The organism is Catalinimonas alkaloidigena (assembly GCF_900100765.1).
In the GTDB taxonomy this organism is placed as follows: Bacteria; Bacteroidota; Bacteroidia; order Cytophagales; family Flexibacteraceae; genus Mooreia; species Mooreia alkaloidigena.
Genome location: NZ_FNFO01000002.1, coordinates 128,414 through 151,431 on the forward strand (window position 1 = coordinate 128,414; position 23,018 = coordinate 151,431).

At 57.4% G+C, this 23,018-nt stretch carries 21 protein-coding genes; 13 read left to right on the top strand and 8 right to left on the bottom strand.

Annotated elements, in window-relative coordinates:
• Positions 1-82 precede the first annotated feature (82 nt).
• The gene (locus BLR44_RS03980; protein ID WP_089679493.1) at positions 83-2,524 is read left to right on the top strand and encodes a TonB-dependent receptor; all 2,442 of its coding nucleotides are present in this window, start codon (positions 83-85) and stop codon (positions 2,522-2,524) included.
• A gap of 84 nt (positions 2,525-2,608) precedes the next feature.
• On the opposite strand, the gene BLR44_RS03985 is transcribed toward BLR44_RS03980, so the two are convergent.
• The 5 genes from BLR44_RS03985 to BLR44_RS04005 form a co-directional block, all read right to left on the bottom strand.
• A complete protein-coding gene (locus BLR44_RS03985; RefSeq protein WP_089679497.1) occupies positions 2,609-3,208 on the bottom strand; it encodes a redoxin domain-containing protein in 600 nt (199 codons plus the stop codon).
• Complete coding sequence (locus BLR44_RS03990; protein WP_089679501.1) at positions 3,205-3,870, bottom strand: 4'-phosphopantetheinyl transferase family protein; 666 nt, start codon at positions 3,868-3,870, stop codon at positions 3,205-3,207. The genes BLR44_RS03985 and BLR44_RS03990 overlap by 4 nt, the downstream gene beginning before the upstream one ends.
• Positions 3,871-4,052: 182 nt before the next feature.
• Entirely contained in the window at positions 4,053-6,203 is a 2,151-nt protein-coding gene (locus BLR44_RS03995) for a xanthine dehydrogenase family protein molybdopterin-binding subunit (RefSeq protein WP_245705965.1), read from the bottom strand.
• 8 nt (positions 6,204-6,211) lie between these two features.
• On the bottom strand, positions 6,212-7,195 hold the full coding sequence (locus tag BLR44_RS04000) for an FAD binding domain-containing protein (protein WP_089679504.1): 984 nt from the start codon (positions 7,193-7,195) through the stop codon (positions 6,212-6,214).
• Positions 7,192-7,833, bottom strand: a complete 642-nt coding sequence (locus BLR44_RS04005; protein ID WP_089679507.1) for a (2Fe-2S)-binding protein — start codon at positions 7,831-7,833, stop codon at positions 7,192-7,194. Before BLR44_RS04005 ends, BLR44_RS04000 begins: the two co-directional genes overlap by 4 nt.
• A gap of 261 nt (positions 7,834-8,094) precedes the next feature.
• On the opposite strand from BLR44_RS04005, the gene BLR44_RS04010 reads away from it, so the two are divergent.
• Together BLR44_RS04010 and BLR44_RS04015 are read left to right on the top strand one after the other, a co-directional pair.
• Positions 8,095-8,523: a nuclear transport factor 2 family protein gene (locus tag BLR44_RS04010; protein ID WP_089679512.1), complete on the top strand. Its 429-nt coding sequence runs from the start codon at positions 8,095-8,097 to the stop codon at positions 8,521-8,523.
• A gap of 2 nt (positions 8,524-8,525) precedes the next feature.
• Positions 8,526-9,230 carry a hotdog family protein gene (locus BLR44_RS04015; protein ID WP_089679515.1) on the top strand — a complete coding sequence of 235 codons (705 nt, stop codon included), beginning with the start codon at positions 8,526-8,528 and terminating at the stop codon, positions 9,228-9,230.
• A 119-nt stretch (positions 9,231-9,349) separates the two neighbouring features.
• Here BLR44_RS04015 and BLR44_RS04020 read toward each other — a convergent pair whose 3' ends face one another.
• Positions 9,350-10,003, bottom strand: coding sequence for a hypothetical protein (locus BLR44_RS04020; RefSeq protein ID WP_089679518.1), 654 nt, complete (start codon positions 10,001-10,003; stop codon positions 9,350-9,352).
• Positions 10,004-10,384: 381 nt separating this feature from the next.
• Here BLR44_RS04020 and BLR44_RS04025 point away from each other — a divergent pair, with 381 nt between their 5' ends.
• The 8 genes from BLR44_RS04025 to BLR44_RS04060 all read left to right on the top strand — a co-directional run bounded on the left by BLR44_RS04025 (position 10,385) and on the right by BLR44_RS04060 (position 18,002).
• Complete coding sequence (locus BLR44_RS04025; protein ID WP_089679521.1) at positions 10,385-11,071, top strand: cytochrome b/b6 domain-containing protein; 687 nt, start codon at positions 10,385-10,387, stop codon at positions 11,069-11,071.
• Positions 11,068-11,874, top strand: a complete 807-nt coding sequence (locus tag BLR44_RS04030) for a molybdopterin-dependent oxidoreductase (RefSeq protein ID WP_089679524.1) — start codon at positions 11,068-11,070, stop codon at positions 11,872-11,874. Before BLR44_RS04025 ends, BLR44_RS04030 begins: the two co-directional genes overlap by 4 nt.
• Before the next feature lie 310 nt (positions 11,875-12,184).
• On the top strand, positions 12,185-12,964 hold the full coding sequence (locus BLR44_RS04035) for a DUF1223 domain-containing protein (protein WP_176955892.1): 780 nt from the start codon (positions 12,185-12,187) through the stop codon (positions 12,962-12,964).
• Positions 12,965-12,996: 32 nt separating this feature from the next.
• Positions 12,997-13,380 (top strand): hypothetical protein, encoded by a 384-nt coding sequence (locus BLR44_RS04040; protein WP_089679529.1) that lies wholly within the window; start codon positions 12,997-12,999, stop codon positions 13,378-13,380.
• A 235-nt stretch (positions 13,381-13,615) separates the two neighbouring features.
• Positions 13,616-14,296: a hypothetical protein gene (locus tag BLR44_RS04045; protein WP_089679532.1), complete on the top strand. Its 681-nt coding sequence runs from the start codon at positions 13,616-13,618 to the stop codon at positions 14,294-14,296.
• Positions 14,297-14,415: 119 nt separating this feature from the next.
• A complete protein-coding gene (locus BLR44_RS04050) occupies positions 14,416-15,660 on the top strand; it encodes a serine hydrolase domain-containing protein (protein WP_089679535.1) in 1,245 nt (414 codons plus the stop codon).
• A 133-nt stretch (positions 15,661-15,793) separates the two neighbouring features.
• Complete coding sequence (locus BLR44_RS04055; RefSeq protein ID WP_089679540.1) at positions 15,794-16,168, top strand: BlaI/MecI/CopY family transcriptional regulator; 375 nt, start codon at positions 15,794-15,796, stop codon at positions 16,166-16,168.
• Positions 16,161-18,002, top strand: a complete 1,842-nt coding sequence (locus BLR44_RS04060) for a M56 family metallopeptidase (RefSeq protein ID WP_089679543.1) — start codon at positions 16,161-16,163, stop codon at positions 18,000-18,002. The genes BLR44_RS04055 and BLR44_RS04060 overlap by 8 nt, the downstream gene beginning before the upstream one ends.
• Positions 18,003-18,092: 90 nt before the next feature.
• Here BLR44_RS04060 and BLR44_RS04065 read toward each other — a convergent pair whose 3' ends face one another.
• Entirely contained in the window at positions 18,093-19,736 is a 1,644-nt protein-coding gene (locus BLR44_RS04065; protein ID WP_089679546.1) for a carboxylesterase/lipase family protein, read from the bottom strand.
• 138 nt (positions 19,737-19,874) lie between these two features.
• On the opposite strand from BLR44_RS04065, the gene BLR44_RS04070 reads away from it, so the two are divergent.
• Both BLR44_RS04070 and BLR44_RS04075 read left to right on the top strand, forming a co-directional pair.
• Positions 19,875-20,312 (top strand): OsmC family protein, encoded by a 438-nt coding sequence (locus tag BLR44_RS04070; RefSeq protein ID WP_089679549.1) that lies wholly within the window; start codon positions 19,875-19,877, stop codon positions 20,310-20,312.
• Positions 20,313-20,472: 160 nt separating this feature from the next.
• Positions 20,473-20,949, top strand: coding sequence for a DUF2147 domain-containing protein (locus BLR44_RS04075; RefSeq protein WP_245705966.1), 477 nt, complete (start codon positions 20,473-20,475; stop codon positions 20,947-20,949).
• 57 nt (positions 20,950-21,006) lie between these two features.
• Here the strand turns inward: BLR44_RS04075 and BLR44_RS04080 are convergent, their stop codons facing one another.
• Entirely contained in the window at positions 21,007-22,656 is a 1,650-nt protein-coding gene (locus tag BLR44_RS04080) for a M1 family metallopeptidase (RefSeq protein ID WP_089679552.1), read from the bottom strand.
• Positions 22,657-23,018 lie beyond the last annotated feature (362 nt).

Consider the following 23,018-nt stretch of genomic DNA (forward strand, 5'->3'; position numbering starts at 1 on the left):
TTTAGCCAAACTTTTTCACCTCTTAGTTGCGGGTGTCTTATCGCCCGCAACTATTTTTTTCTCCAGTTTGGAATATCACTTTATGAATAGTATAAAGTACTATACCGTACTCTTCTGTCTCTTCTTTCTGTCGTTTGCCTTACAGGCACAAACCCGACTTACCGGTACCATCCTAGACGCAGCCACGCATGAGGCGGCTCCGTTTGCCACCGTAGCCCTTTATGCCACAGCCGATTCGACCATTCTGGGCGGGAGCAATGCCGACCTGGAAGGGAACTTCACCATCGAAAAAGTAAAGCCCGGTCAGTATTATCTGCAGGTTTCGCTGCTGAGTTACGCCACCAAACAGGTCCCGGTAGAAGTCAGCGCCGGACAGACGTCGGTCTCGATCGGCACGATCAACCTCGCCAGCGATGCCCAGCAGCTGGAAGAAGTCGTGGTGAGTGGGGAGCGCGATCTGGTCGAATTTAACCTCGACAAGAAAGTGGTGAACCTGGACAAAAACCTGGTGAGCCTCGGGGGGAGCGTGGTCGATGCCCTGCAAAACGTGCCTTCCATTCAGGTAGACGAAAACGGCGAACTGAGCTTGCGCGGCAGCGGCAACGTGACCATCTTCATCAACGGCCGTCAGTCGGCCCTGACGCGCGGCGAAGGGGCGTTGCAGCAGATTCCGGCCAGCGCCATCGAGCGCGTCGAGATCATCACCAACCCCTCGGCCCGGTACGACGCCAGCGGTACGGCGGGCATCATCAACATCGTCTTGAAAAAACAGACCCGTACGGGACTGAACGGTAACGTGCAGGTCAACGTCGGGACGAACGATAAGTACAACGCAGGCGTCAACCTGAACTACGGGTTCAAACGCCTGAAAGTGTTTACGGGCTACGACTTCCGGCGCGAAAGCCGCTGGGGTACCCGCGATTCGGACCGGTGGCGCTACGCCTCGGTCGATACGCTCTTGTCGCAACATACCGACGACAATCGGTTGCGGCAGGGCCACACGTTTCGCCTGGGTGGCGAGTACCAGCTGACGCCCAAACAGACCATTGGCCTGTCGGGTTTGTGGCGGATTCGGAACGGCAACTCTTCCGAGATCACCAATTACCTGGAGCAGGCGGCAGATGGCCCCTTGCTGCGGCGCTTCCGGCGCGACGGCTCGGAGCTGGAAGACGAAACAAACGCCGACGTCAGCCTGAACTACCAGCTTGAGTTTGAGCGGCCCGGCCAGATGCTGACCGCCAGCGCGACCCACACCGTGGGCGACGAAGTAGAGCGCGAGTCGTTTTACCAGCGTGACCTGAATCCGGAGGGCGCGGCCATCGAAGAGACGGCTTACCAGCAGCGCAGCCACACCAACGAAGACGAGCGCCGGACCATCGTCCAGGCCGATTATGTCCATCCGTTCGACGAAAAAACGCGCCTGGAAGCGGGCATGAAAAGCATCGTGGAGCACACCGACAATGCGTACGTGTTCGAAAATTACGATCCCGCGTCGGACGAGTGGACCAATGCTCCGCAGGTCAGCAACCAGTTTGTGTTCGACCAGCAGATTCACGGGGCGTACGTCAGTTATAGCCACGAGCGCGAGCGCTTCAGCTACCAGTTGGGCCTGCGTGCCGAGCAGACCTACATGGCCTCGCACGAGCGCACCACCGACGCGAAGTTCAGCCGGAACTACTTCAACCTGTTTCCCAGTGTGTACCTGACCCGCAACCTGAGCGACGCTCAGAAAATCCAGTTGAGCTACAGCCTGCGCATCGATCGCCCGAACATGCGGCAACTGAACCCGTTCATCGACCTGAGCGATCCGCAAAATACCCGGCAGGGAAATCCGCAACTGAACCCGGAGTTGATCCACTCGTTCGAGCTGGGCTACCTGCAGCAGTGGGATAAATTTACACTGAACCCGACCGTGTTTGTGCGCTACATCACCGATCCGGTGCAGTACATCCGGTCGCTGCAACCCGATGGAACGACCAACCTCACGTTCCTGAACATCGGCCAGTCGACGTCGGTCGGGTCGGAGCTGATTTTTACGGCGAGCCTGTTTCGCTGGTGGCGTGCCGACGGAAGCCTGACGGCCTTCCACAGCCAGTTGAGTGGCGACCTGCCCGAGGGTTCGGTATCGACCAGCAACTTCGGCCTGAACGGAAAGCTGAATACGACGTTCACGTTGTCGAAAAAAACCAGTATTCAGTTCTCGGGCAACTACCAGGCTCCCGCAGTGCGCGCCCAGGGACGGCGCAAAGGCTTTGCGTTTGCCGACATCGCGGCGCGTCGGGACGTGCTGGCGGGCAAAGGCACCGTGACGTTGCGGGTGAGCGACATTTTCAACACCATGAAGTTTGGCTTTGAAGCCAACGGGGCCGGGTTCCGTTCCGATAACGTCTTCAAACGCGAATCGCGCATTGCCTACTTGGGCTTCAGCTACCGGTTCGGCAGCAATCAGATGAAAAATAACGACCGCCAGCAGCGTCGCGACGACAACGGCGCGGAACATGGCGGCGATGACTTTGGAGGATAGGGCCGGATGGCGCTATCGCCCAGCACGATAGATTAGGTTGATTTGAGTTGGTCGGCTACTGTAGGGGTGGTCGGCCATTCTTTTTTACTGCGTTCGGATGAGGCAGCCCGTGGCCTTGCGGGTCGGCAGCACGGGACTCGATTTACGCAGCAGTGCCGTTAGCGCATCGCGCAGGTATTTTTGGCGGGAAGGGTTAACGCCCTGCGGATTATCGTCGATGGCCCCCCGGTACCGCACCACAAACGTGCCGTTGGTCGGCTCCAGCACGACGGCCTCGGGGACGCGCGTCACTTTCATCGACTGGGCCACTTTTTGCGTAGGGTCGGCCAGGTAAGGCCGCAGAAAGGAACACTCCTGTGCCCGACGGGTCATTTTCTGAAGCGATTCTTCGTCGTCACCGTGGCCGGTCATGGGGTTGACGTATACAAACGCGACACCCTGGCTCGCAAAATCGGCTTGCAGGTGCAGCAGGCGCTCGTCGTAGAGCTTCACGAAGGGACAGGCATTGCTGACGAACACGACCGTGATGAGGCGGTGATTCTTGAGTTGACTCAGGGTAAAGGCCTGGTCGGTAATGACGTCGTGCAGGGTAAAGTCGGGAACGCGCTCGCCGGTTTGTGCCTGTGCGCGCAGGGCCATGCCCCACAAGACGATTCCTAGTAGCCAGATTCCGGTCCGTTTCATTCTACTGCGTTGAAAGTCAGAAAATAATTGCCGATGCGGCGGTACGACATCTCCAAATCTTCCCACTGCGTTTCGTGGCGGTAAGCGCCGCGAAAATCACCGCGCTCGTGGAGGTCGCCCGGCAACGTAATGTGCAGGTCGGTTCGAAAAGACAAACGACGTCGCCCATGAAGTTTGTATAAAGCCTCCTTGGCCGACCAGTATACGCAGAGGCGCGTCGGGTCATCGCAGGCGTCCTGTTGCTCTTCCGCCGACAGGTATTTCGGGGCCAGGGGGACCAGCTTTGGGCGAATCAGCTCCAGGTCGATGCCCGACGGCTGGCGGTAGTGCATCAGCGCGGCAGCGTAGGTACCGGCGTGGGTGAGTGAGACCGACCAGTCGTCGTGCGGCCAGCGGGGTTTGCCAAAGCCATCTTTGTAAAGCGGCGCCGGCGTCACCCCCATGTGCTCAGCCAGCACCACAGCGGCTCTCCGGGCGGCCAGCCATGCCCGTCGGCGTTCGGCGTGCGTAATTTCTTCCCACTCTGCCCAATTGCCGACGCAGGCCGCAGCTTCTTGCTTCAACGTAGCTTCCGACTCCGTAATTTCCCACAACAGCCAGCCTCCCCGCTGGCCGAGTTCCTCCTGAACAACCGGCATGGTGGCGAAAATACGGGATTGCATTGGGAGAAGTAGCGTTCGCCCCAAACACAAGTGCCCGAAAACAAAAAAAGCTCTGCCGGCAGGACCAGCAGAGCTTCTGACCAGGACCGGCTACTGCCCTGATCGCACCTATGAATGGATGAGCGTAAAAAAAGACGGTCGTCAGAGAATAATTCCCTAGGAACGTGCTCCAAAAGTGTTGTTCATACCAACTTGTCGGGCGTGATGGGCAACTGACGGATGCGTTTGCCGGTGGCGTGGTAAACCGCGTTGGCCACCGCCGCCGCAAAGCCGATCAGCCCGATTTCGCCCATGCCTTTCGCACCGATGGGGTTCAGAATCGGATCGGGCCGGTCCATCAGAATCACTTCTACCGCCGGGACGTCGGCGTGGACCGCTACGTGGTAATCGGCCAGGTCGTGGTTGGTGTGGCGTCCGAAGCGATGGTCCATGCGGGCGTCTTCCATCAGCGCCATACCGATGCCCCAGACTGCCGTGCCGTACACCTGGTTTTCCGCCGTTTTCCGGTTCATCACTTTGCCTACGTCGACCGCCGAGACGACACGACTGACCTTCACCATGCCGGTGAGTGGATGGACATGCACCTCCACGAAGTTGGCGCAGAACGACATGCTGGAATACTTTTCGGCTTCGGGACCGCCTTTCGATTCTTTCGTGACCTCCAGTTTGGGCAGGCCGTGTTGGCGCAGGAATGTCGTCGTGTCCAGACGCGCCAGGCCTTCATTGGAAGATGAGAGCTCCCGGATTTTTTGTTTCAGGGCGGTGCAGACGTCGTAGATCGCCGATCCGACCGAGGCGGTCGTGTGCGAGCCGAATTGCCCAGGCGCAGTGGGCAGCGACGAATCGCCCCATTCGAACCGAATCTTTTCGAAATCTAGGTCCAGCGTATCAGCAGCAATCTGCGCCATGACGGTGGCGGAACCGGGACCCGTGTCGGCTACCGAAGTCTGTACCAGCACGAGGCCGTCGGGCAGGAGGGTGGCGCGGGCCGTCGCGCCCGAACGCCCGGCGTGGTAGATGCCGGTGCTCATGCCCAGACCCATCAGCCACGCGCCGTGGTGCATGGAACGCGGGTCAGGCATGCGGCGGCTCCACTCGAAACGCTCGGCTCCCTGCGTGATGCACTCGCGCAGGAATTTGCTGGACCAGGGCAGCCCGCTGTCGGGGTCTTTCTCTGCGTAGTTGACCAGCCGCAACTGCACCGGGTCCATTTTCAGCGCGTAGGCCAATTCGTCCATCGCCGACTCCAGCGCAAAACCGCCGCTCGTCTCGCCGGGTCCGCGCGTCCAGCAGGGCGTGCTCATGTCGAGCGGTACCAGCCGGTAACGGGTGTTGAGGTTAGGGCAGGCGTACATCCGTTTGGTCGGTTCGACGATGCGCTCCGTAAACCGCTCGTAGCGGGAAGTCATGCCCCAGGCGTCGTGGGTGATGCCAACCAGTTTGCCGTCGGGCGTCGCGCCGAGGCCCAATTTCTGCACCGAATCGGACCGGTAGCCGACCATGTTGAAGACCTGATCGCGCCGGAGCGCCACCTTGACCGGCCGCCCCACTTTCTTTGCTCCGAGCAGTGCCGCCATTTCCTGCGGCCACAACCGTGACGAACTGCCGAACGCCCCGCCCACAAACGGCGAGTGACAGTGGACGTTCTCGGTTTTCAGGCCAAACAGGCGGCAAATCTCGCCCTGCGAAATCTTGACCGATTGCGTCTTGTTGTAAACCATCACCTTGTCAGGACCCTCCCAGAAAGCGGTGGTGGCGTGCGGCTCCATCGGATTGTGCACCTGCAGCGGGGTGTGGTATTCCGCCTCGATGGAGACCGGCGCGGTCCGGTAGGCGTCGGCTTTCCCCCGCAGGGTATTTTCTTCCTCGTCGGGTTCGTCCGGCTCGGGTGGTTGCTGACTCTTCGCCAGGTTGTCTTGCAGGCTCGTGTTGTGCGGCGCTTTTTCGTAGGCCACCTTCACGAGTGAGGCGGCGTACGTAGCCCGCTCTAGTGTGTCGGCAATGGCCAGCGCGACGGGTTGCAGGTTGTGGTAGATCTGGTCGTCGTAGAAGACCCGAAACTCATGCCCCTCCACCCGCGAGCTTTCCGTAGTGGCGTAGCCCGGCACCTTCGGAGAGTTGAGGTGGGTGATGACGGCCAGCACACCGGGCGCCCGTTCGGCGGCTTTGGTGTCGAGCGAGCGGATGCGTCCTCGCGCGATGGTACTGGTCACCATCACACCGAACGTCACGCCAGACGGATTGTACTCGGCGGCGTACTTGGCCTGCCCCATTACTTTCTGGCGTCCTTCGATGCGACTTAGCGGATCGCCGATGTCAACTTGACTCATCATTTTTTGGATTAGGCGAGGCCCGCGGCAGTTTTCAGGGCCTGGACAATGGACTGAGGCGTCATTTTCATCTTGTAGGCGTTGTGCTCGAAGGCTTTGGCGCCCTGCATGGCGACGTCGGCGGCCTGTCGAAAGGTCGCTTCTGAGATAGGCTTGCCACGCAGACTTTGCTCCGCCGCGTTCAGTCGCCACGGCTTGTGTGCCACGCCGCCCAGCGCCAGCCGTGCGTCCTGGATGGTATCGCCGTCCAGCGACAGCGCTGCCGCCACCGACACGAGCGCGAAGGCATACGACGAACGTTCGCGGACTTTCAGGTAATGGGCATGCTCGGCAAAGGCGCTTTCCGGCAGATCGACCGCGGTGATTAACTCGTTGGATTGCAGGGTGGTGTCGACGTCGGGATGGTCGCCCGGCAGGCGGTGAAAGTCCCCAAAGGGAATCCGGCGTTCGCCCTTCGGCCCCACCACCACCACCGTCGCGTCCAGCGCCGCCAGCGCCACGCACATGTCGGATGGATGGACGGCGATGCATTGCTCGCTCCATCCGAAAATGGCGTGTGTCCGGTTGAGTCCTTCGCGCGCACCGCAGCCCGAGCCGGGCGCACGTTTGTTGCAGGGAAACGCCGTATCGTAAAAGTAAGGGCACCGCGTGCGTTGCATCAGGTTGCCGCCCACCGTCGCCATGTTGCGCAGCTGCGCCGATGCTCCCGCCAGCAGCGCCTGCGACAGGAGTGGATAGTGCTTGACGACCTGAGGGTCTTCCGCTACTTGTCGGTTCGAGGCCAGCGCTCCAATGCGCAGCCCGCCTTTCGAGGAGTGGATTTCCCGCAGGGGAAGGCGCGTAATGTCCACCAGCCGTTCCGGCGTCAGGATGTCGTGCTTCATCAGGTCCAGCAGGTTGGTGCCGCCGGCGATGAACCGGGCGGTAGGCGCTTTGGCGATGGCGTCCAGCGCGGCCTGTGGCTGCGCGGGGCGGACGTATTGGAATGGATTCATTTCTCTCCGTTTTTAACGTCCATAATGGCCTTCACAATGTTGGGATAAGCGCCGCACCGGCAGAGGTTGCCGCTCATGTATTCCCGCACTTCCTCCTCCGAATTGGCGTGGCCTTCCTGAAGGCACGCCACCGCCGACATGATCTGTCCCGGCGTGCAGTAGCCACACTGGTAGCCGTCGTGTTTCAGAAACGCCGCCTGCATCGGGTGCAACGCGTCGCCCTGCGCCAGGCCTTCGATGGTCGTGATTTTCTTGCCCTCCTGCATCACCGCGAGCGACAAACAGGCGTTGACGCGCTCCCCGTCGATGTGTACGGTACAAGCGCCGCACTGGCCGTAATCACACCCTTTTTTGGTGCCGGTCAGGTCCAGTTGCTCGCGCAGCAGATCCAGCAACGTTACCCGTGGCTCGATCGATAGCTTCCGGGTCTGTCCGTTGATGCTCAGCGTGACCGGCACCTGTTCGAAGGCGGCGGCTACTTTTTCGTCCAGTTGGGCGGCTTGCAGGACGGTCGGCGGGGTGAACGCCAGCGCCATCGCCGCCGACGATTGTTTCAGGAACCAGCGTCGGCTTTCACTTGCGGGGGCTGGAGCGGCACCGTCGGACCGCGCTCCGGGTAACTCGTTGTCATCTGCCATGTGAATCTCAAAAAGTAAAAAAGTAGAGAGGCTATGGATTATTAAACTGATTGAAAACTAGATGGTTACCATCGGGTCGAAAAATAAAATGCCACAGGCAAGGTGCCATCCAGCGTTACCAGTTGTCCATCCTGTAAGGCTCTTCCCTCACCAGTACGAACAGGCCTACCGGCGTTTGCCGCGAGTAGCACGGATTTCGGCGCAAGCGTGCCAATTCTGAGGAGATCGGGCTATATTAGCCGCCGAACCAACCTTACACCCATGAAAAACCTACTCGCGCTTCTGCTGATCGTTGTACTGGCCAGCTGTTCTGCCCAATCGCAAAACAACGAAGAAGCTGCCCTGGAAGATGCCGTCGAACAACTCCGCACCGCCATGGTCGATGCCAATCAGGCGCAACTGGAAACTCTCGCCTCGGACGAATTGACCTATGGCCATTCCAGCGGGCGGGTCGAAAATAAATCGGAGTTTGTGTCGGCACTCGTCAACGGCTCGTCCGATTTCGTGTCGATGGAACTGGAAGACCAGACCGTCATGGTATCGGGCGATACGGGCATCGTGCGCCACATTCTGTCGGGCGAAACCAACGACAACGGCAAACCGGGCAACGTGCGGATCGGCGTGATGCTCGTCTGGCAAAAACAGGGCAGCGACTGGAAACTGCTGGCGCGGCAGGCGTATAAATTGTAGTCGTGTCGACGGACTTTTGGATCGGCGCCCGGTTCTGCGGACCACCCCAATCAGCGAATGGGGGCTACACCTGCGGGCGGCTCGACCACCTGACCCCTTACGTATCGGAAGTGACGCTGCGGAAACCGCCGCCGCTGCAAACCGCTTTGTCCGTGGCGTGGGAAGGCGACCAACTGCATCTCCTGGACGGGGAAACCCTGATTGCCACCTGCCGGCCGGGGGCGGTAGAAATCGCCGCGCCCGCGCCGCCGACGTTCGCCGAAGCCGAGGCCGCCGCGCAGCATTACCTCGGGCTGCGGCAGGAGAATCCGTTTCCGACCTGTTTTGTCTGTGGTGTGCAGCGCGACGCGGGCGACGGCTTGCACATTTTTGCGGGCGCGACCGATCGGCACGACCTGTTGGCGGCGCCCTGGGTACCCGATGCCTCGCTGGCTGATGCGGCGGGGCAGGTCAACAACGAATTTATCTGGGCCGCCCTCGATTGCCCCGGTGCGTACGCGCAGATGGCCGACCAGCCGCGTATTCTGGTGCTGGGCCGGATGACGGCGCAGGTGTTGCATCCGGTGCAGGCCGGGGAGAAGTGTGTTGTGGTCGCCTGGCCCAAAAGCCGCGATGGCCGCAAATACACCAGCGGTACCGCTCTCTACAATGCCGACCAGCAACTCTGCGCCGTCAGCCACCAGACCTGGATTGAGCTGACGACGTAGGGTTGATTAGAGACAACATGCTCTGTAACTATGAATTGGATCAGCCATACTTATTTGGGCAAGGGTTGGGCAAAGTGTATGGGCGAGTAGGTACAATGACAGGCAGGAGTAGACAGAGATCACTTTAAAAGTTTAGCTGTAAGCATAATTGGCAACAGGACCAGAGCTAATAAAAATATGTTTCGGCCATGTGTACGGTCTCGATCGCTGTAAGTATATACCTTTTGGCCATTGGGCAACGTTTTCATTGTCGTCCACAAGTGTAAGCCAATGATGATTCCGAACAAGCCTCCTAAGAATGCAAAGAGGTAGCCTGCATATACTAAGGCGTTTTGCTTTGTTTCAGGTTGTGACAACTCTTCCAGACGCTTTTCCTGTAACAGTCGTACTAAATCATCACTTAAGGATTGACCTCGTTCTGTTAACAACTTTTGAGCAAACTGACGATCAAAGACGCTCCACTCGTCTGGTTTTATTAAAATCTCATAAAGTTCTTCATTCGTAAAGCTGTGCAAGTAATGTTCGGCATGTGTTTGATCAAGTTGCTTCTCAGCCTCCTGCTCCAAAAGTCGATTGGCTCGTTCAAAGTCCTCTTGTTTGATCATAAGCTGAACTTCATCCTGCAGACGATTCCCCGAGAACGTGACATCAAAAACGGGAGCATTGTTTTCGAAGTGTGTGTCGATGCCGTGTTCCTGTAACAGCAAAGCAAGTTCTGTAGCTTGGCTAGCATCTGAGAAAATTCTAAAAACTGCGTATGAATTGGTTGACATGAGAAGCTTCCTACAACTACACGTGGTTGAAAAGTAATTTAGAATATCCTAAGCTAACTTTTTCTCTTGTTGTTGTCCGCAATGCGACAGTGCGTGGGCGTAAGGTTCGGTAGCTTGCGCCGTTGTTTTTTAGAGAGAATCCAGCAAACGAAAAGATTCGTTTGTTGTTAAGAAGGTATCACTCGGGTTTCAGGCTTAGCCTGAAACCCACTAACACAGGGACGCTTGTAGCTTCCTGCATACTAGTGTGTCAGGAAGCTACAAGCGTCCCTGTGTATGACGGCTCCAGCTACAAGCTGGAGCCAGAGAACGACCTTTTTTTAAGCACTTAGACCCCATAGTTCACATTATGGAGGTATCGCAACTCAAGCAAACCCTGTTTTGAAAAAACGCATTCACGAGAAGCACCCGCTGGCGATCCGCTGGTTCCACTGGCTGAACTTCCCCATTCTGTTGGTGATGATCTGGAGCGGGCTGATGATTTACTGGGCCTACGACGTCTACCGCATCGGCTGGGGCGACACGACGATTCTCAAATTTTTCCCCGATTCGTTCTGGGAGGCGCTGAACATGCGCTACCGCCTTGCCGAGGGCATGGGCATGCACTTCGTCTTCATGTGGCTGTTCGTCCTCAACGGCGTGTTGTACGTAGCGTACACTTTGCTCTCTGGCGAGTGGCGTCACCTGGTGCCCAACCGCCATTCGTTTCGGGAGGCGTGGCTGGTGGTGCTGCACGACCTGGGCATCCGCAAAACCGAACCGCCGGTCCGGAAATACAACGGGGCGCAGAAAATCGCCTACACGGCCGTGGTGGTGATGGGCATCGGGTCGGTGCTGACTGGCATCGCCATCTACAAACCCCTCCAGTTCTGGTGGTTGCGCGACCTATTCGGCGGCTATGCCTCGGCCCGGCTGATCCACTTTGCGCTGACGATGGGCTACGTCCTCTTTTTTGTGATTCACGTGGCGCAGGTGATCCGCGCCGGGTGGAATAATTTTCGGGGGATGGTGGCAGGGTTTGAGGTACAGGAAGAGCACGAAACGGTTAACGAAGTCAACGAAGTATGAACACGCAGGAGACCAAACCGACCTCGGCGGAGGATGCCACCGAGCGGACGATCAAGCGGCGCACGTTTCTGTCATTCACGGTCTTTACCCTGGCCAGCGCCGGGGGCGTCGGGCTGTGGAGCTGGTTCCGCGATTTGCCGAAAACGGCGGCCCGGCGCGATGCGCTGACACGCGGCGTGCTGGAATTCAATGAAAAGGTCAACAACGTCTTTTTCAGTGACGCGCACCTGGCGAAGACTTTTCCGGTGGAGCGGGCCGCCGCCAAGCCCCGCGTCAACGGTGGACTGGGTGTCGACAAAAACTACGACTTTGGGAGCTGGCAACTCAACGTGGAACAACCCGGTGGAACGTCGCAGACCCTACAGGTGGGCGACCTGCAACCGCTGCCCCGCACCGAACTGGTCTACGATTTCAAGTGCATCGAGGGGTGGGACCAGATCGTCCACTACGGCGGCGTGCGCTTCTCCGATTTTGTGCGGCACTTCAACCTCGGCACCCGCTCGGGCCAGCCCATCACGGAAGAGAACCCGGACGACTGGTACCGCTACGTCGGACTGGAAACGCCGGACAACGAATACTATGTGGGCATCGACATGCAGAGCATGCTGCATCCGCAGACGATCCTCTGTTTCGAGTTGAATGGCAAGGAACTGCCACCCGACCACGGTGCGCCACTGCGGCTGATCATCCCGACGAAGTACGGCATCAAAAGCCTGAAACGGATCGGTCGCCTCTTCTTTGCCGACGAGCGCCCCCGCGACTACTGGTACGAGCGCGGCTACGACTACGACTCGGCGCTGTAAGGGGATTGCAAATTGGCAAATTGCAGATGGAAAATTCTAGTACGTCGGTGTGGGGTAAGGGCCTGAGGATCAGGAAGTCTGGTCTGGAAATTGGGAGATCCTTCTTTGTCATCCCGTCAGGGATCTTTGCATCCGGTACACAAGGATTCTTTGTGAAACAAGATGCTTTCAGCATGACAGAAGAATGGTATGTATAGTGGCGCAGCGTCCGTTCTATTTCATTGGAAGAGGCTACGCACAGGACCAATTTGAAATTTGCCAATCTGTCAATCTGTCATTTGCAATTCAATCATTTGTACTTCTTTCCCTCATGAAACGCTGGAAATTCGGATTGGGTAGTGTACTCGTGGCGCTGGTTGCGACGGCGTTTGTGCTATGGCGGCCGCATGCGTCCGTCGAGTCTAATGCGTCCGCTCCGGCCTTTGCCTTAATAGAGCTGTTCACTTCGGAGGGGTGTTCGAGCTGTCCGGCGGCCGACCGGCTGGTCGCTCGTGTGCAGGAAGAGATGGCGGGGCGGCCCGTTTACTTCCTCGGCTACCACGTCGACTACTGGAACCGGTTGGGGTGGAAGGATGTGTACAGCGATCCGGCCTACACACAACGGCAGCGGCAGTACACCCGTTGGTTAGGAGGTTCGAATATGTACACGCCGCAGATCGTGGTGAACGGTCAACAGGAATTTGTCGGTTCCAACGAAGCAGCCCTCCGTTCCGCCATTCGGGAAAGTCAACAACAACCCGCCTCGGCCGCGCTGGACGTGACCGCGTACCTGACGAATCCCCGCGAGCTACAACTCAAGTACCGAGTCAAAACCGAGGTAATTTCACCGGCCTTGTGGCTGGCCTTCGTTCAGCGGGAGGCGGTCAGCCACGTCGGGAAAGGCGAAAACCGGGGCAAAACCCTGACGCATGTCACCGTGGTCCGGCAACTTTCTTCACTTCCCGTCCAAGCGACCGAAACGCAGGTCGCGCTCCCTACTGATTTCTCATCCAAAGCATGGGAACTTCTCACGTTTTTGCAGGACGCGACCGATGGTAAAATTCTGGCCGTGCAACCGGTAAAACTGGAGGAGGAGGAGCCGCAGAAATAAGCTAACTATGTAGCTAGCAATTTTACAAGTCTATGACAAAGCTGTTCTGCTATATACTTCTCTCTGTGCTGAACTCAGGAAGCGAAGGTTTAGCGACTACGGATGCTGAGCAGTTGGTGCAGTCTGTGATGGAAGCCGAAAGAACAAGAGATAATGAGTATATAGTGTTTGATCAGTTAGTGGCTTTCGATACTTCAGAGGTGGTGAACATTATTAAACAGTTTGGCATCACGCATGATACACACGCAGAAAAGATCATGCTAACACATATAGGGTATCCATTGGTTACAAAACAAGAACTTGAAAACTTCAAAGCGATAGCGGATAGCTTAAATGAACGTATCACAGAACCCCTTGAGAAGAAAGATGCATATCAACTGATTGGGAAAAGACGGGATGGGATATATGTACTGTGAATTTACAGCTCCACGCTATTCGAACAATAGGTACTATGCGCTCATACAGTTTAGGGCGGTATCAGGACACATGTTTGGTTCACATTCTGCCACCTATCTGATGAAAAAGAAGAGAGGGAAGTGGGTGGTAGAGGATGTACTGGAAATGGCGATTGATTAGGTTTGGTGACTATAGGTGTTCTTATTTTGTGGTTGTAACATATATGGCTGGAAGTATCATTTCATAAGGGTTTGTATGTCGGAAGGCGTGAGTAAAATTATATGGGCTACAGTATTTGCCATTCTTTTAGATGTGGAGACCTATGTAGTGAATCAATTGATCTTCAATCACCTGATAGATGATCAGCAACACAGCAGCATATTCGTAGGGGGCTATCTGCTTTCCCATCTGATTTTATCAACGCTAATTTTAGTAATAACCAAGCGTCTCGGTGTTTTCAACACTAGCAGAAGTGCTTTCTTAAAATTTCTGACGTTCTCGCTCATTTGTCTGGTTGCCTTCTTCTTGAGTCCTTTAGTATGGGAAATTTTCTGGGGAATAGCATACTTCACTCCATTAAATATTAATTGGGGCAAACTGTTTTCTGGATACCTCTGGTTGGTGGCAGTCAAGTACAGTACCGTATGTATGGTGGCAGTTTTTTATGGGTTGCGTGCGCGTGCCAAGTCCAAACTCCACCCGGAAAAAGAGCTAGAAAGATATGGGAGAGAAGTACCCGGTGTCGTTTACCAGAAAAGGCGGCATCGGCATCTTTGGCTAGTGCAGGCCGCGTATTATGTGAAAGGGCAACGATTTGAGACTACCTCCCTGATCGATCGAGAAAATATCCTGACAGAAAACGACAAGATCACCATTCTGTACTCTGTGAGAAACCCACAATTGGCGAAAATCAAAGAGTTGGCGAGTCACGATTGACAACTGCCTGGCTTCAACTTTCGAGCAAAAGCTTATGTCCAACCTGGAAGAAGGGAGCAGAACAGCTTGCTTGTGAGTATTGAAATTCTCTACTTCTCCTTCCGGTAATGATTTGCGGAATGATCAGATTCTTTTTTTTCCTCTCCTTTCTTTTTCTCCTGTGGCATCAGCCCACGTCGGTCGAGGCGCAGCGTGCGCGCAAATCCGCAACTCCGTACTATCCCGGTCCTGATCCGGACTGGCAGCACAAAACGCCCGCGGAGGTGGGGATGAACGCGGCGCAACTGCAACAGGCCATCGACTTTGCCATTGCGCACGACAACCCTGCGCCGCGCGACATGAAACTGGCCCAGGTGCAGAGCTTCGGGAAAGAGCCGTTTGGCGAGGGCATCGGGCCGTTCAAGGAACGGGGTGAGCCGACCGGCGTGGTGGTGCGGCATGGCTACGTGGTGGCCGAGTGGGGCGAGCCCCTGCGGGTGGACATGACGCACAGCGTGACGAAAAGTTTTCTGTCGTCGGTTGTCGGGGTGGCGGTCGACCGGGGGATGATTCGCAGCGTGCGGGACACGGTTCGGCCCTACGTCGCTCCGGTGCAGGTCTACCAGCCGGTACGCCTGACCAGCCCCGCCGATGGGGTGGATGCGCCTGATCTGCTGCTGCCCTTCGAGACGCCGCACAACCGGACCATCACCTGGGACGATCTGCTGCGGCAAACCAGCGATTGGGAAGGCACGCTCTGGGGAAAACCCGACTGGGCCGACCGTCCCGACAAAGATGCCACCACGTGGCGCACCCGCGCGCGGCAGGCGCCCGGCACGACCTATAAATACAACGACGTGCGGGTGAACGTGCTGGCCTTGGCCGCCCTTTCCGTGTGGCGTCGGCCGTTGCCGCAGGTGCTGAAGGAGACGATCATGGACCCCATCGGCGCGTCGCCGACCTGGCGGTGGTGGGGCTACGAAAACTCGTGGGTCGTGCTGGACGGGCAACTGATCCAGTCGGTCAGTGGGGGAGGGCACTGGGGCGGCGGCATGTTCATCCACGCCTACGACATGGCCCGGTTCGGCTACCTGACGCTGCGTCGCGGCCGGTGGAACGGGCAGCCGCTTCTGTCCGACGACTGGGTGCAACTGGCCACCACTCCGACCCAGCCGCAACCAACGTACGGCTTTATGAACTGGTTTCTCAACACCGACCGCACGTTCATCCCGTCGGCTCCGGCCAGCGCGTTTGCGCATGTCGGAAACGGCACCAACATGGTGTACGTGGACCCCGAGCACGATTTGGTTGTGGTGATGCGCTGGATCGAGAACGGCTCCATCGACGAGTTTATCCGACAGGTACTGGCCTCAATCGAGAAGTAGGGCGTCCGTAGGCAGCCATGGTAGTAGTTTTATAAGAGGCTCATTGTCAGTGTATAAGGGTTGTAACGTATTTTTTAGGAATAAAACTGAATTATAAGTTGTGTAACTGAAAAATACGTTATACCTTATGGGTATGGAACCCCTGACGAAAACAGAAGAGCCCATCATGCAGATCCTCTGGGACCTCAAGAAAGGCTTCGTCAAAGACGTAATCGAGCGGCTGCCCGATCCGAAGCCGCCGTACAACACCGTCTCGTCGCTGATTCGGTTGCTGGAGAAAAAAGGGTTTGTCGGCCACAAGGCGTACGGCAAAACCCACGAGTATTTTCCCACGATCTCCAAAGCTGCGTACCGACGCTTTACGTTCCGGCAGTTCATGACGCAGTATTTCCAGGGGTCACCCCGCGACGTGGTATCGTTCCTGGTGGAAGAAGAAGCGCTGACGCCCGAAGAGGTACAGGAAATCCGACAGTTGATCGACCAAAAAACTTCCAATCCCGATGCGTGATTTTCTCCTCTACCTCAGCGAAGCGGCGCTCTGCCTGGCCGCATTTGCCTTGCTGTATCGGCTGTCACTGCATCGGCTTACGACATTTCAGGCCAACCGGATCTACCTGTTGAGCGCTGTGGTGCTGAGCCTGAGCATACCGCTGATGCCCTGGCCCATGCGTGGGTCCGACGCGGTGATGCTCCCCTCGCGGGACGTTTTCCTGCCGTTGGTGAACGCGCTGCCCATCCAGGAGCTGCCGGAGGTAGGGGAGGCGAAGGCGGTACTGTCGACAGACGTAACGGCAACTCCTCACACTGCTTCTCCCGTCGATTGGGGGCGCATTGCGTTATTTACGGTCTTGGGGCTCTACCTGTTGGGTGCAGTTGCCAAACTGGTGGCGTTGGGCCGAAACCTGGGACATCTCTACCGGTTGTTGCGTCGCAACCTCGTCGTTCGGGAAGGGGCCTACCGGATGGTGTACCTGACGCAGGAGGGACCCGCTTTTTCGTTTTTGCGCTGGATCGTACTGAGCCGCACGCAACAACAACTGCCGGAAGCCGAGCGAGCGCAGGTGATCCGACACGAGGCCGTGCACCTGGCGCAGGGTCATACATGGGATCTGCTGTTTTTCGAACTGGCAGGTGTCGCATTCTGGTTCCACCCTGCCCTCTACTACCTCAAACGCGAACTCCGCTCCGTCCACGAGTACATCGCCGATGCGGAGGTAGGGCGTCGCGATCCGCGCACGTACAGTCATCTGCTGCTCAAACTGGCTCAGGCATCACGCGCTCATGCGTCTACTCCGCTGGTGACCAGCTTTGCGGCTTTGCCACTCAAAAAGCGCATTCGAAAGCTTACCCAAGCTCCTTCTTCCATCTGGCAACAGAGCAAATTTGCGTTGGCCTTGCCGCTGGTCGGCGGTCTCCTCTGGGGGTGCGCCCTGACGAACGAGGTAATCCCGGTAGCCACGTTAACCAGTTCTTCCGTCGAACCCCGCGCGCGCATCGGCACCATCACCTGGACCGGCAATACATGGTACGACGACGCGACGCTTACACAGGTGCTGGGCGTCCAGGAAGGCGATCCGTACGACAAAGCCGAAATCCAAAAGCGTCTCTGGTTTAACCCCGGCGGGCAGGATGTCGCCTCCTTCTACAAAAAAGGTGAGTATGTGTTTTTCAGAGTGGAAGAAGAAGTGACGGAGAGGGAAAACCATACGGTCGATCTTACTTTCCACCTGGAGGAGGACCAACCCTTGAAGATCCGGGACATAGGGTATGGCTTTAGTAGGACTGATTCCGAGGTGTCTTCTGGTGTTTCTGTCGATGCATTGACGGATGTATTGCTTGAGGTCGAGAATAAAATCCCCACGCAGATGGGCGATTGGTTTGACCGGACGAAGCTGATGGAGACACAACATATCATGGAGGCATTAGAGCTTTTTGACCCGGAGCGCGTCGAGATCGTACTGAAGCCTGTTCAGGCTGTGGAAGAAGGAGATGAAGGCAACTACGTAAGTGTGGATATTTCGATGGCACCCAAGGGGCTACCTTGGGTCACGGTTCGGTACAACGGCGAAGTGGTGAAAATGAACGAAGCACTACTTTTAGATGCCGTCGGCACCTTGTCGGTCGAAGTCAATGATCCCACCGGTGTACTTCCTGACGGAGAGCCTATCAAGGCGGCAATCATGTTAATACATGACAGACAAAAAGTAGAGGAACTGAGGTTCGACGATTACCGGGAAGTAGAAAACTATGATCTATCGGGTCTATGGAAAAAGGCCCAGCCGGGAGATCGGCTTTTTGTCGGGGTCAATGAGGTCGATTTTTTCTTTGCGGAGCTTCACTAACCCATTCAACTACATACCGTCCACCAAAGGTCTCTCTAGGGTAATAGTCAGGGATTGGCGTATCTGCTCGTATCCCGGCGAGGCAGCTTTTCAATACGTGCCCCGCTGCATGAACGGCACGCGGCTGTAGAGTTCGCGTTCGCCGCCGCGGGGGTCGTTCTCTAGTCGGCTGTGCTCGTCGAAAACCATCGTTTCCCTTTTTTCTAATGTGTAGGGCGTCCAGGTTGGAAGTCCCGCGTGGTTCGGATCGCCGGTTTTGGCAAAGGCCAACAGCGTGTCGCTCATCACGTCGGCCATCTGCCGGGCACTGGCGCTGTCGCCCGAAGGAGAGCGGGGGGCGGCGGTCGTGCCGAACACCAGCGGAATGTCCATGCCATGAGAAGCGCCCAGTTTGCCGTCGCGGATCGGCGAGGGCCAGTCGAGTTGGTAGACGTACGTAGCGGCCGCATCGGGCATTGCCTCCGCCTGTTTAGCGCGCTCTTCCGCTTCAATCACGGCTCCGCGCCAGGAACGTCCGGCGGTGGTAGCGGCGAAGAACACCTCGGTCGGTGAGTAGTCCGGGTACAGTTGCCGGTAAGTCTCGATCACCACGTCCGCTTTCAGGTCCACGAATTGGTGCAGTGTAATCAGTTCCGGCAGTTGTTCCCACTGCAACTCATGTACGCCGGGAATGCCGCCCAGAAACGCGCGGGTTTCGTCGTGCGTGTTGCCGATCACCATCGGAATCCCGGCCGACTGCGGGGTAGCGTCGGGGTAAAACGGATGGCGGGGCAGCACCGTGCTGTCCAGCACCGGGCAGAAGTGGAGGCTTTTGTCTTCCACCCGCGAAAAGTCAGGCACCTTCGTGGCGTCCAGCAGCGCATCCACGGGCAGCGTCGTGAGCGTTTTGTAGTCGGCGGGTGTGAGGTGAAGGGCTTCCAGGTAGCGCTCGGCCCGCTGGGTGGCCGCCCGGTGTCCCATCGCCGTAACCTGTTGGCCACTCATCGTCCAGGCTTTGTGAAACAACCCCTTCGCGGCGGGCATCGCCATCAGCGTCGCGATCTTGGCCCCGCCGCCCGACTGCCCGAAAACCGTCACGTTGTTGGGATCGCCGCCCAGAGCCGCGGCATGGTCCTGTACCCATTGCAAGGCCATCACCAGATCCAGTTGCCCCACGTTGCCGGAGGCCGCGTAGTCAGGTCCGCCGAACGGCGCCAGGTACAGGTAACCGAAGGCATTCAGGCGATGATTGACCGAGACAACCACCACATCGCCCCGCGTACACACATGCGTGCCGTCGGTCAGGGGACTGGACCCGGAGCCGTTGGAATACGCTCCACCGTGGATGTAGAACAGAATCGGCCGCTTGCCTCCGTCGCCGAGTGCGGGCGTCCATACGTTGAGGAAAAGGCAATCTTCGCTGCGAGTCGCGTCGCCGGTTTGTGGCGCGGAGGCGCCGTAGTCGAGGGCCGGTCGAGTGTCTTTCCAGGGTTCGGGGGGCAGGGCGGGCCGAAACCGACGCGACGAAGTGTCGGCGCCGTAGCGGATGCCTTTGAATGTGTGTACGCCCGACTGCGTGGTGCCGCGCACTTTGCCGTATTTCGTCGGCAGGACGGGATCGTTGGCGCGGGCCCCGGCAACGAGCGAGGCGGGAAACAGCGTGGCAGCACCGGCCACCAGGGCCGTCGTCTGGATAAATTTTCGGCGACCGACCGTGGTGGAATCGTGGTGGGAATCGTTCGCAAAGGCTGACATACGTTTCTCATAAAGAGGCGATTCAGCGATTTTATAATGGTTTTTTCTTTTCATTTTTTTGACGTTCTTGCCCAACCTTATGCGCTCCTTTCCCGAATAACAGAGGAGTGAAATCACCAATTAACTAATCCTATACTTATGGCAACTCGTAATGCATCGGCCGTCTGGAACGGCACCCTGAAAGAAGGCAACGGCACCATCAAATCGGAAAGCGGTGTGCTGACCGGCGCTAAATATTCGTTCAAAACCCGCTTCGAAGAAGAGAAGGGAACCAACCCGGAAGAGCTGATCGGGGCGGCCCACGCCGCGTGTTTCTCGATGGCGCTGTCGGCGGGGTTGGGCAAAGCGGGGTATACGCCGCAGAGCGTCGAGACGGAAGCGAAAGTACACCTGGCCGCGGTGGAAGGGGGCTTTAAAATCTCCAAGATCGAATTGAGCACCGAAGCCGAAGCCGACGACCTCAGCGACGACGAATTCCAGAAGATCGCCGAAGCGACCAAAGAAAACTGCCCCGTATCGGTGGCCCTCAAGAACGTGCCGATCGAACTGAAGGCGCGCCTGAAACAAGCCAATTGATGACCAGCATTAGGGACTGGCAACCACGACCTTACGAGCACGCTTCCGAGCGTGCTCGTTGTGTTTTGGCATGATCGTTGGACCTTTTGTCGTACGTCGGGCAGAGGCTATTGGCCCGTCTGGCGTATATTTGGCTAACCAAACAACAACATTTACCAGTATGCTGAAGAAAATTCTTTTCTTTTTTCCGGCGTTTGTGCTGTCCCTGACGGCGGCGGCTTCCGGAATGACTACCCCTGCGGCCGCGACACTTCCGGCCGATAATCCCGATGCCGTTGTTGGCATCTGGAAGGTCGGCTCGGGCGATGCCCACGTGCAGATCTACAAAGAAGGCAGCGAGTATTTCGGGAAAATCGTCTGGCTGAAAGAACCCAACGACGAAAACGGAAAGCCTAAAGTCGACAAGAACAACCCGGAAGAAGGCAAACGCAACGACCCTGTGCTGGGCATGCAGATGCTCCGCCATTTTGAATACGACGAGGACAACGTGTGGGAAGATGGAGAGATCTACGACCCCAAAAGCGGCAAGCTGTACTCCTGCAAAATGACGCTCGTGAAACCCAACGTTTTGGAAGTCAGAGGCTACATCGGCATTTCGCTGATCGGCCGTACCGATACCTGGACGCGGGTAGAATAGAAACGCTGAACCGAATCAGGAAGCCGCCCCCCGGGGCGGTTTTTTTATGCCCTGGCCTCAGGGAGTCGTGGGGGCGGTGGTGCGGTACATGCCCTGCACGTAGAAGTTCGGGTCGAGTTGGAAGGTGGTAAACCCGGCGGGCAGCGGTTGCGCCTGCCAAGCGGTGGTGGGGCTCAGCCAGGCCGATTTTTTCCCGGACAGGAGCCGGATCGGCAGCGCAAAGCCGTAGACACAGTTGGTCCAGCGGTAGTGGACGGTGCCATTTTCGGTATAGTACTCCAGCAGCGGAATGCGCACGTCGCGCAGGTATTGGTCGAACACCGGCCGAAGGTCCATCCCCATCTGCTGTGCGATGTAGTCTTCGATCTGTTGTGTGGTGACGGTCTGGTGGTAAAATTCCTGATTCAGCCCCCGCAGAATCGAGCGCCATTTTTCATCGTCGTTCGCGACCTGCCGGAGCGTGTGGAGCAGGTTGGCCCCCTTGCTGTACATGTCGCCCGATCCCTCGTAGTTCACGTCGTACGCCCCGATGATGGGCCGGTTGTTCAGGATGTTTTTCCGCGTGCCGATCACGTACTCGTTGCAGGCCTCCGTACCGTAGAAATAGTCGACAAACAGGTTTTCAGAGTAAGCCGTGAACCCCTCGTGCACCCACATGTCGGCGATGTCCTTGTACGTGATGTTGTTGGCGAACCACTCGTGCCCCGATTCATGGACGATGATGAAGTCGAAGTTAAAGCCCCAGCCCGTGCCGCTCACGTCTTTCTGACGGTAGCCGTTTTTGTAGCCGTTGCCGTAGGTGACCGAACTCTGGTGTTCCATGCCGGGGTAGGGCACTTCCACCAGCTTGTAACTGTCTTCGTAAAACGGATAAGGACCGAACCAGTGCTCGAACGCCTCCAGCATCCGCGTGGCGTCCCGGAACTGCGCACGGGCCTTTCGCTCGTTGCCGCGCAGCACGTAGTAGTGGCAATCGAGCGGGCCTTTCTCGCCCGCGTACGTCTCCGAAAAATGGACGTAGTCGCCGATGTTAAGGTTGACGCCATAGTTGTTGATCGGGTTCACCACGCCCCACACAAACGTCCGCGTCCCGTTGTCGTTTTGAATCGTAGCGCGCAGCCGCCCGTTCGAGACGTCCATCAGTGGCTCGGGCACCGTGACGGAAATCAGCATGCTGTCTGGCTCGTCGTACATGTGGTCCTTGCACGGCCACCAGAGGCTGGCCCCGTCGCCCTGGCAGGTGGTGGTGATGAAATCCATCCCGTTGGCGTCCTTCTGCCAGGTCAGCCCGCCCGACCACGGCGGATTGGTACTGACGTGCGGCTTGCCCTCAAAATAGACCGTCACCGCCTGCCGGCTGTCCTGCACCTGCGCTTTTTTCAGGTCGACGAAGTAGGCGTTGCCCTCGCGTCGGAACTTCAGCGTCTTTCCGTCCTGCGTCGCCTTGGTGAGTTGCATGGGCGGTTGCAGGTCGATTTGCAGGCGCTGCCCCGTTTCCAGCACGCGGTACGAAATCACGTTGTGGCCCCGCAGCGTACTGTCGTTCGGATGCACATCGAGGTGCAGATCGTAGTGCGTCAGGTCCCACCACTGCCGCTCCGGGGTGATGGAGCCGCGCAGCGTATCCTGGTGGGTAAACACGGGAAACTGAGCCCGGACGGCGAACGTCACCAGGCAGAGCAACAAGGCAAGGGAGAGTCGGAACATGGGAGAGGCAACCGATGAAAAGACCAACTTACAGGAAAATGGGGAATGGTGTGAGATGGCTGCCGCTACTCATCCTCAAAGAGCGTGGTGCAAGTCGCAAAACTTGATGCGTTGTGCCTCAACAGGTGAACACCAACCAACACAGGTGATTTCTTAACTTTTGATCCTCAAGCACCAGCGCTCTAATTTTATCCGGCAGTTGGTCTCGCTGCCATTGACATTCGTTGCGCCCCGCTTCTTCCTTCTCGTGCGCTTGCACCGATTCCCTCACCGCCTTGATGGCCCTGCCCCGCGACAGCCGACGGGAGGATAATGCTGCGTCAAACAAAAGGTAACGTCCATTGACTTTGTTTTAAGTTGAC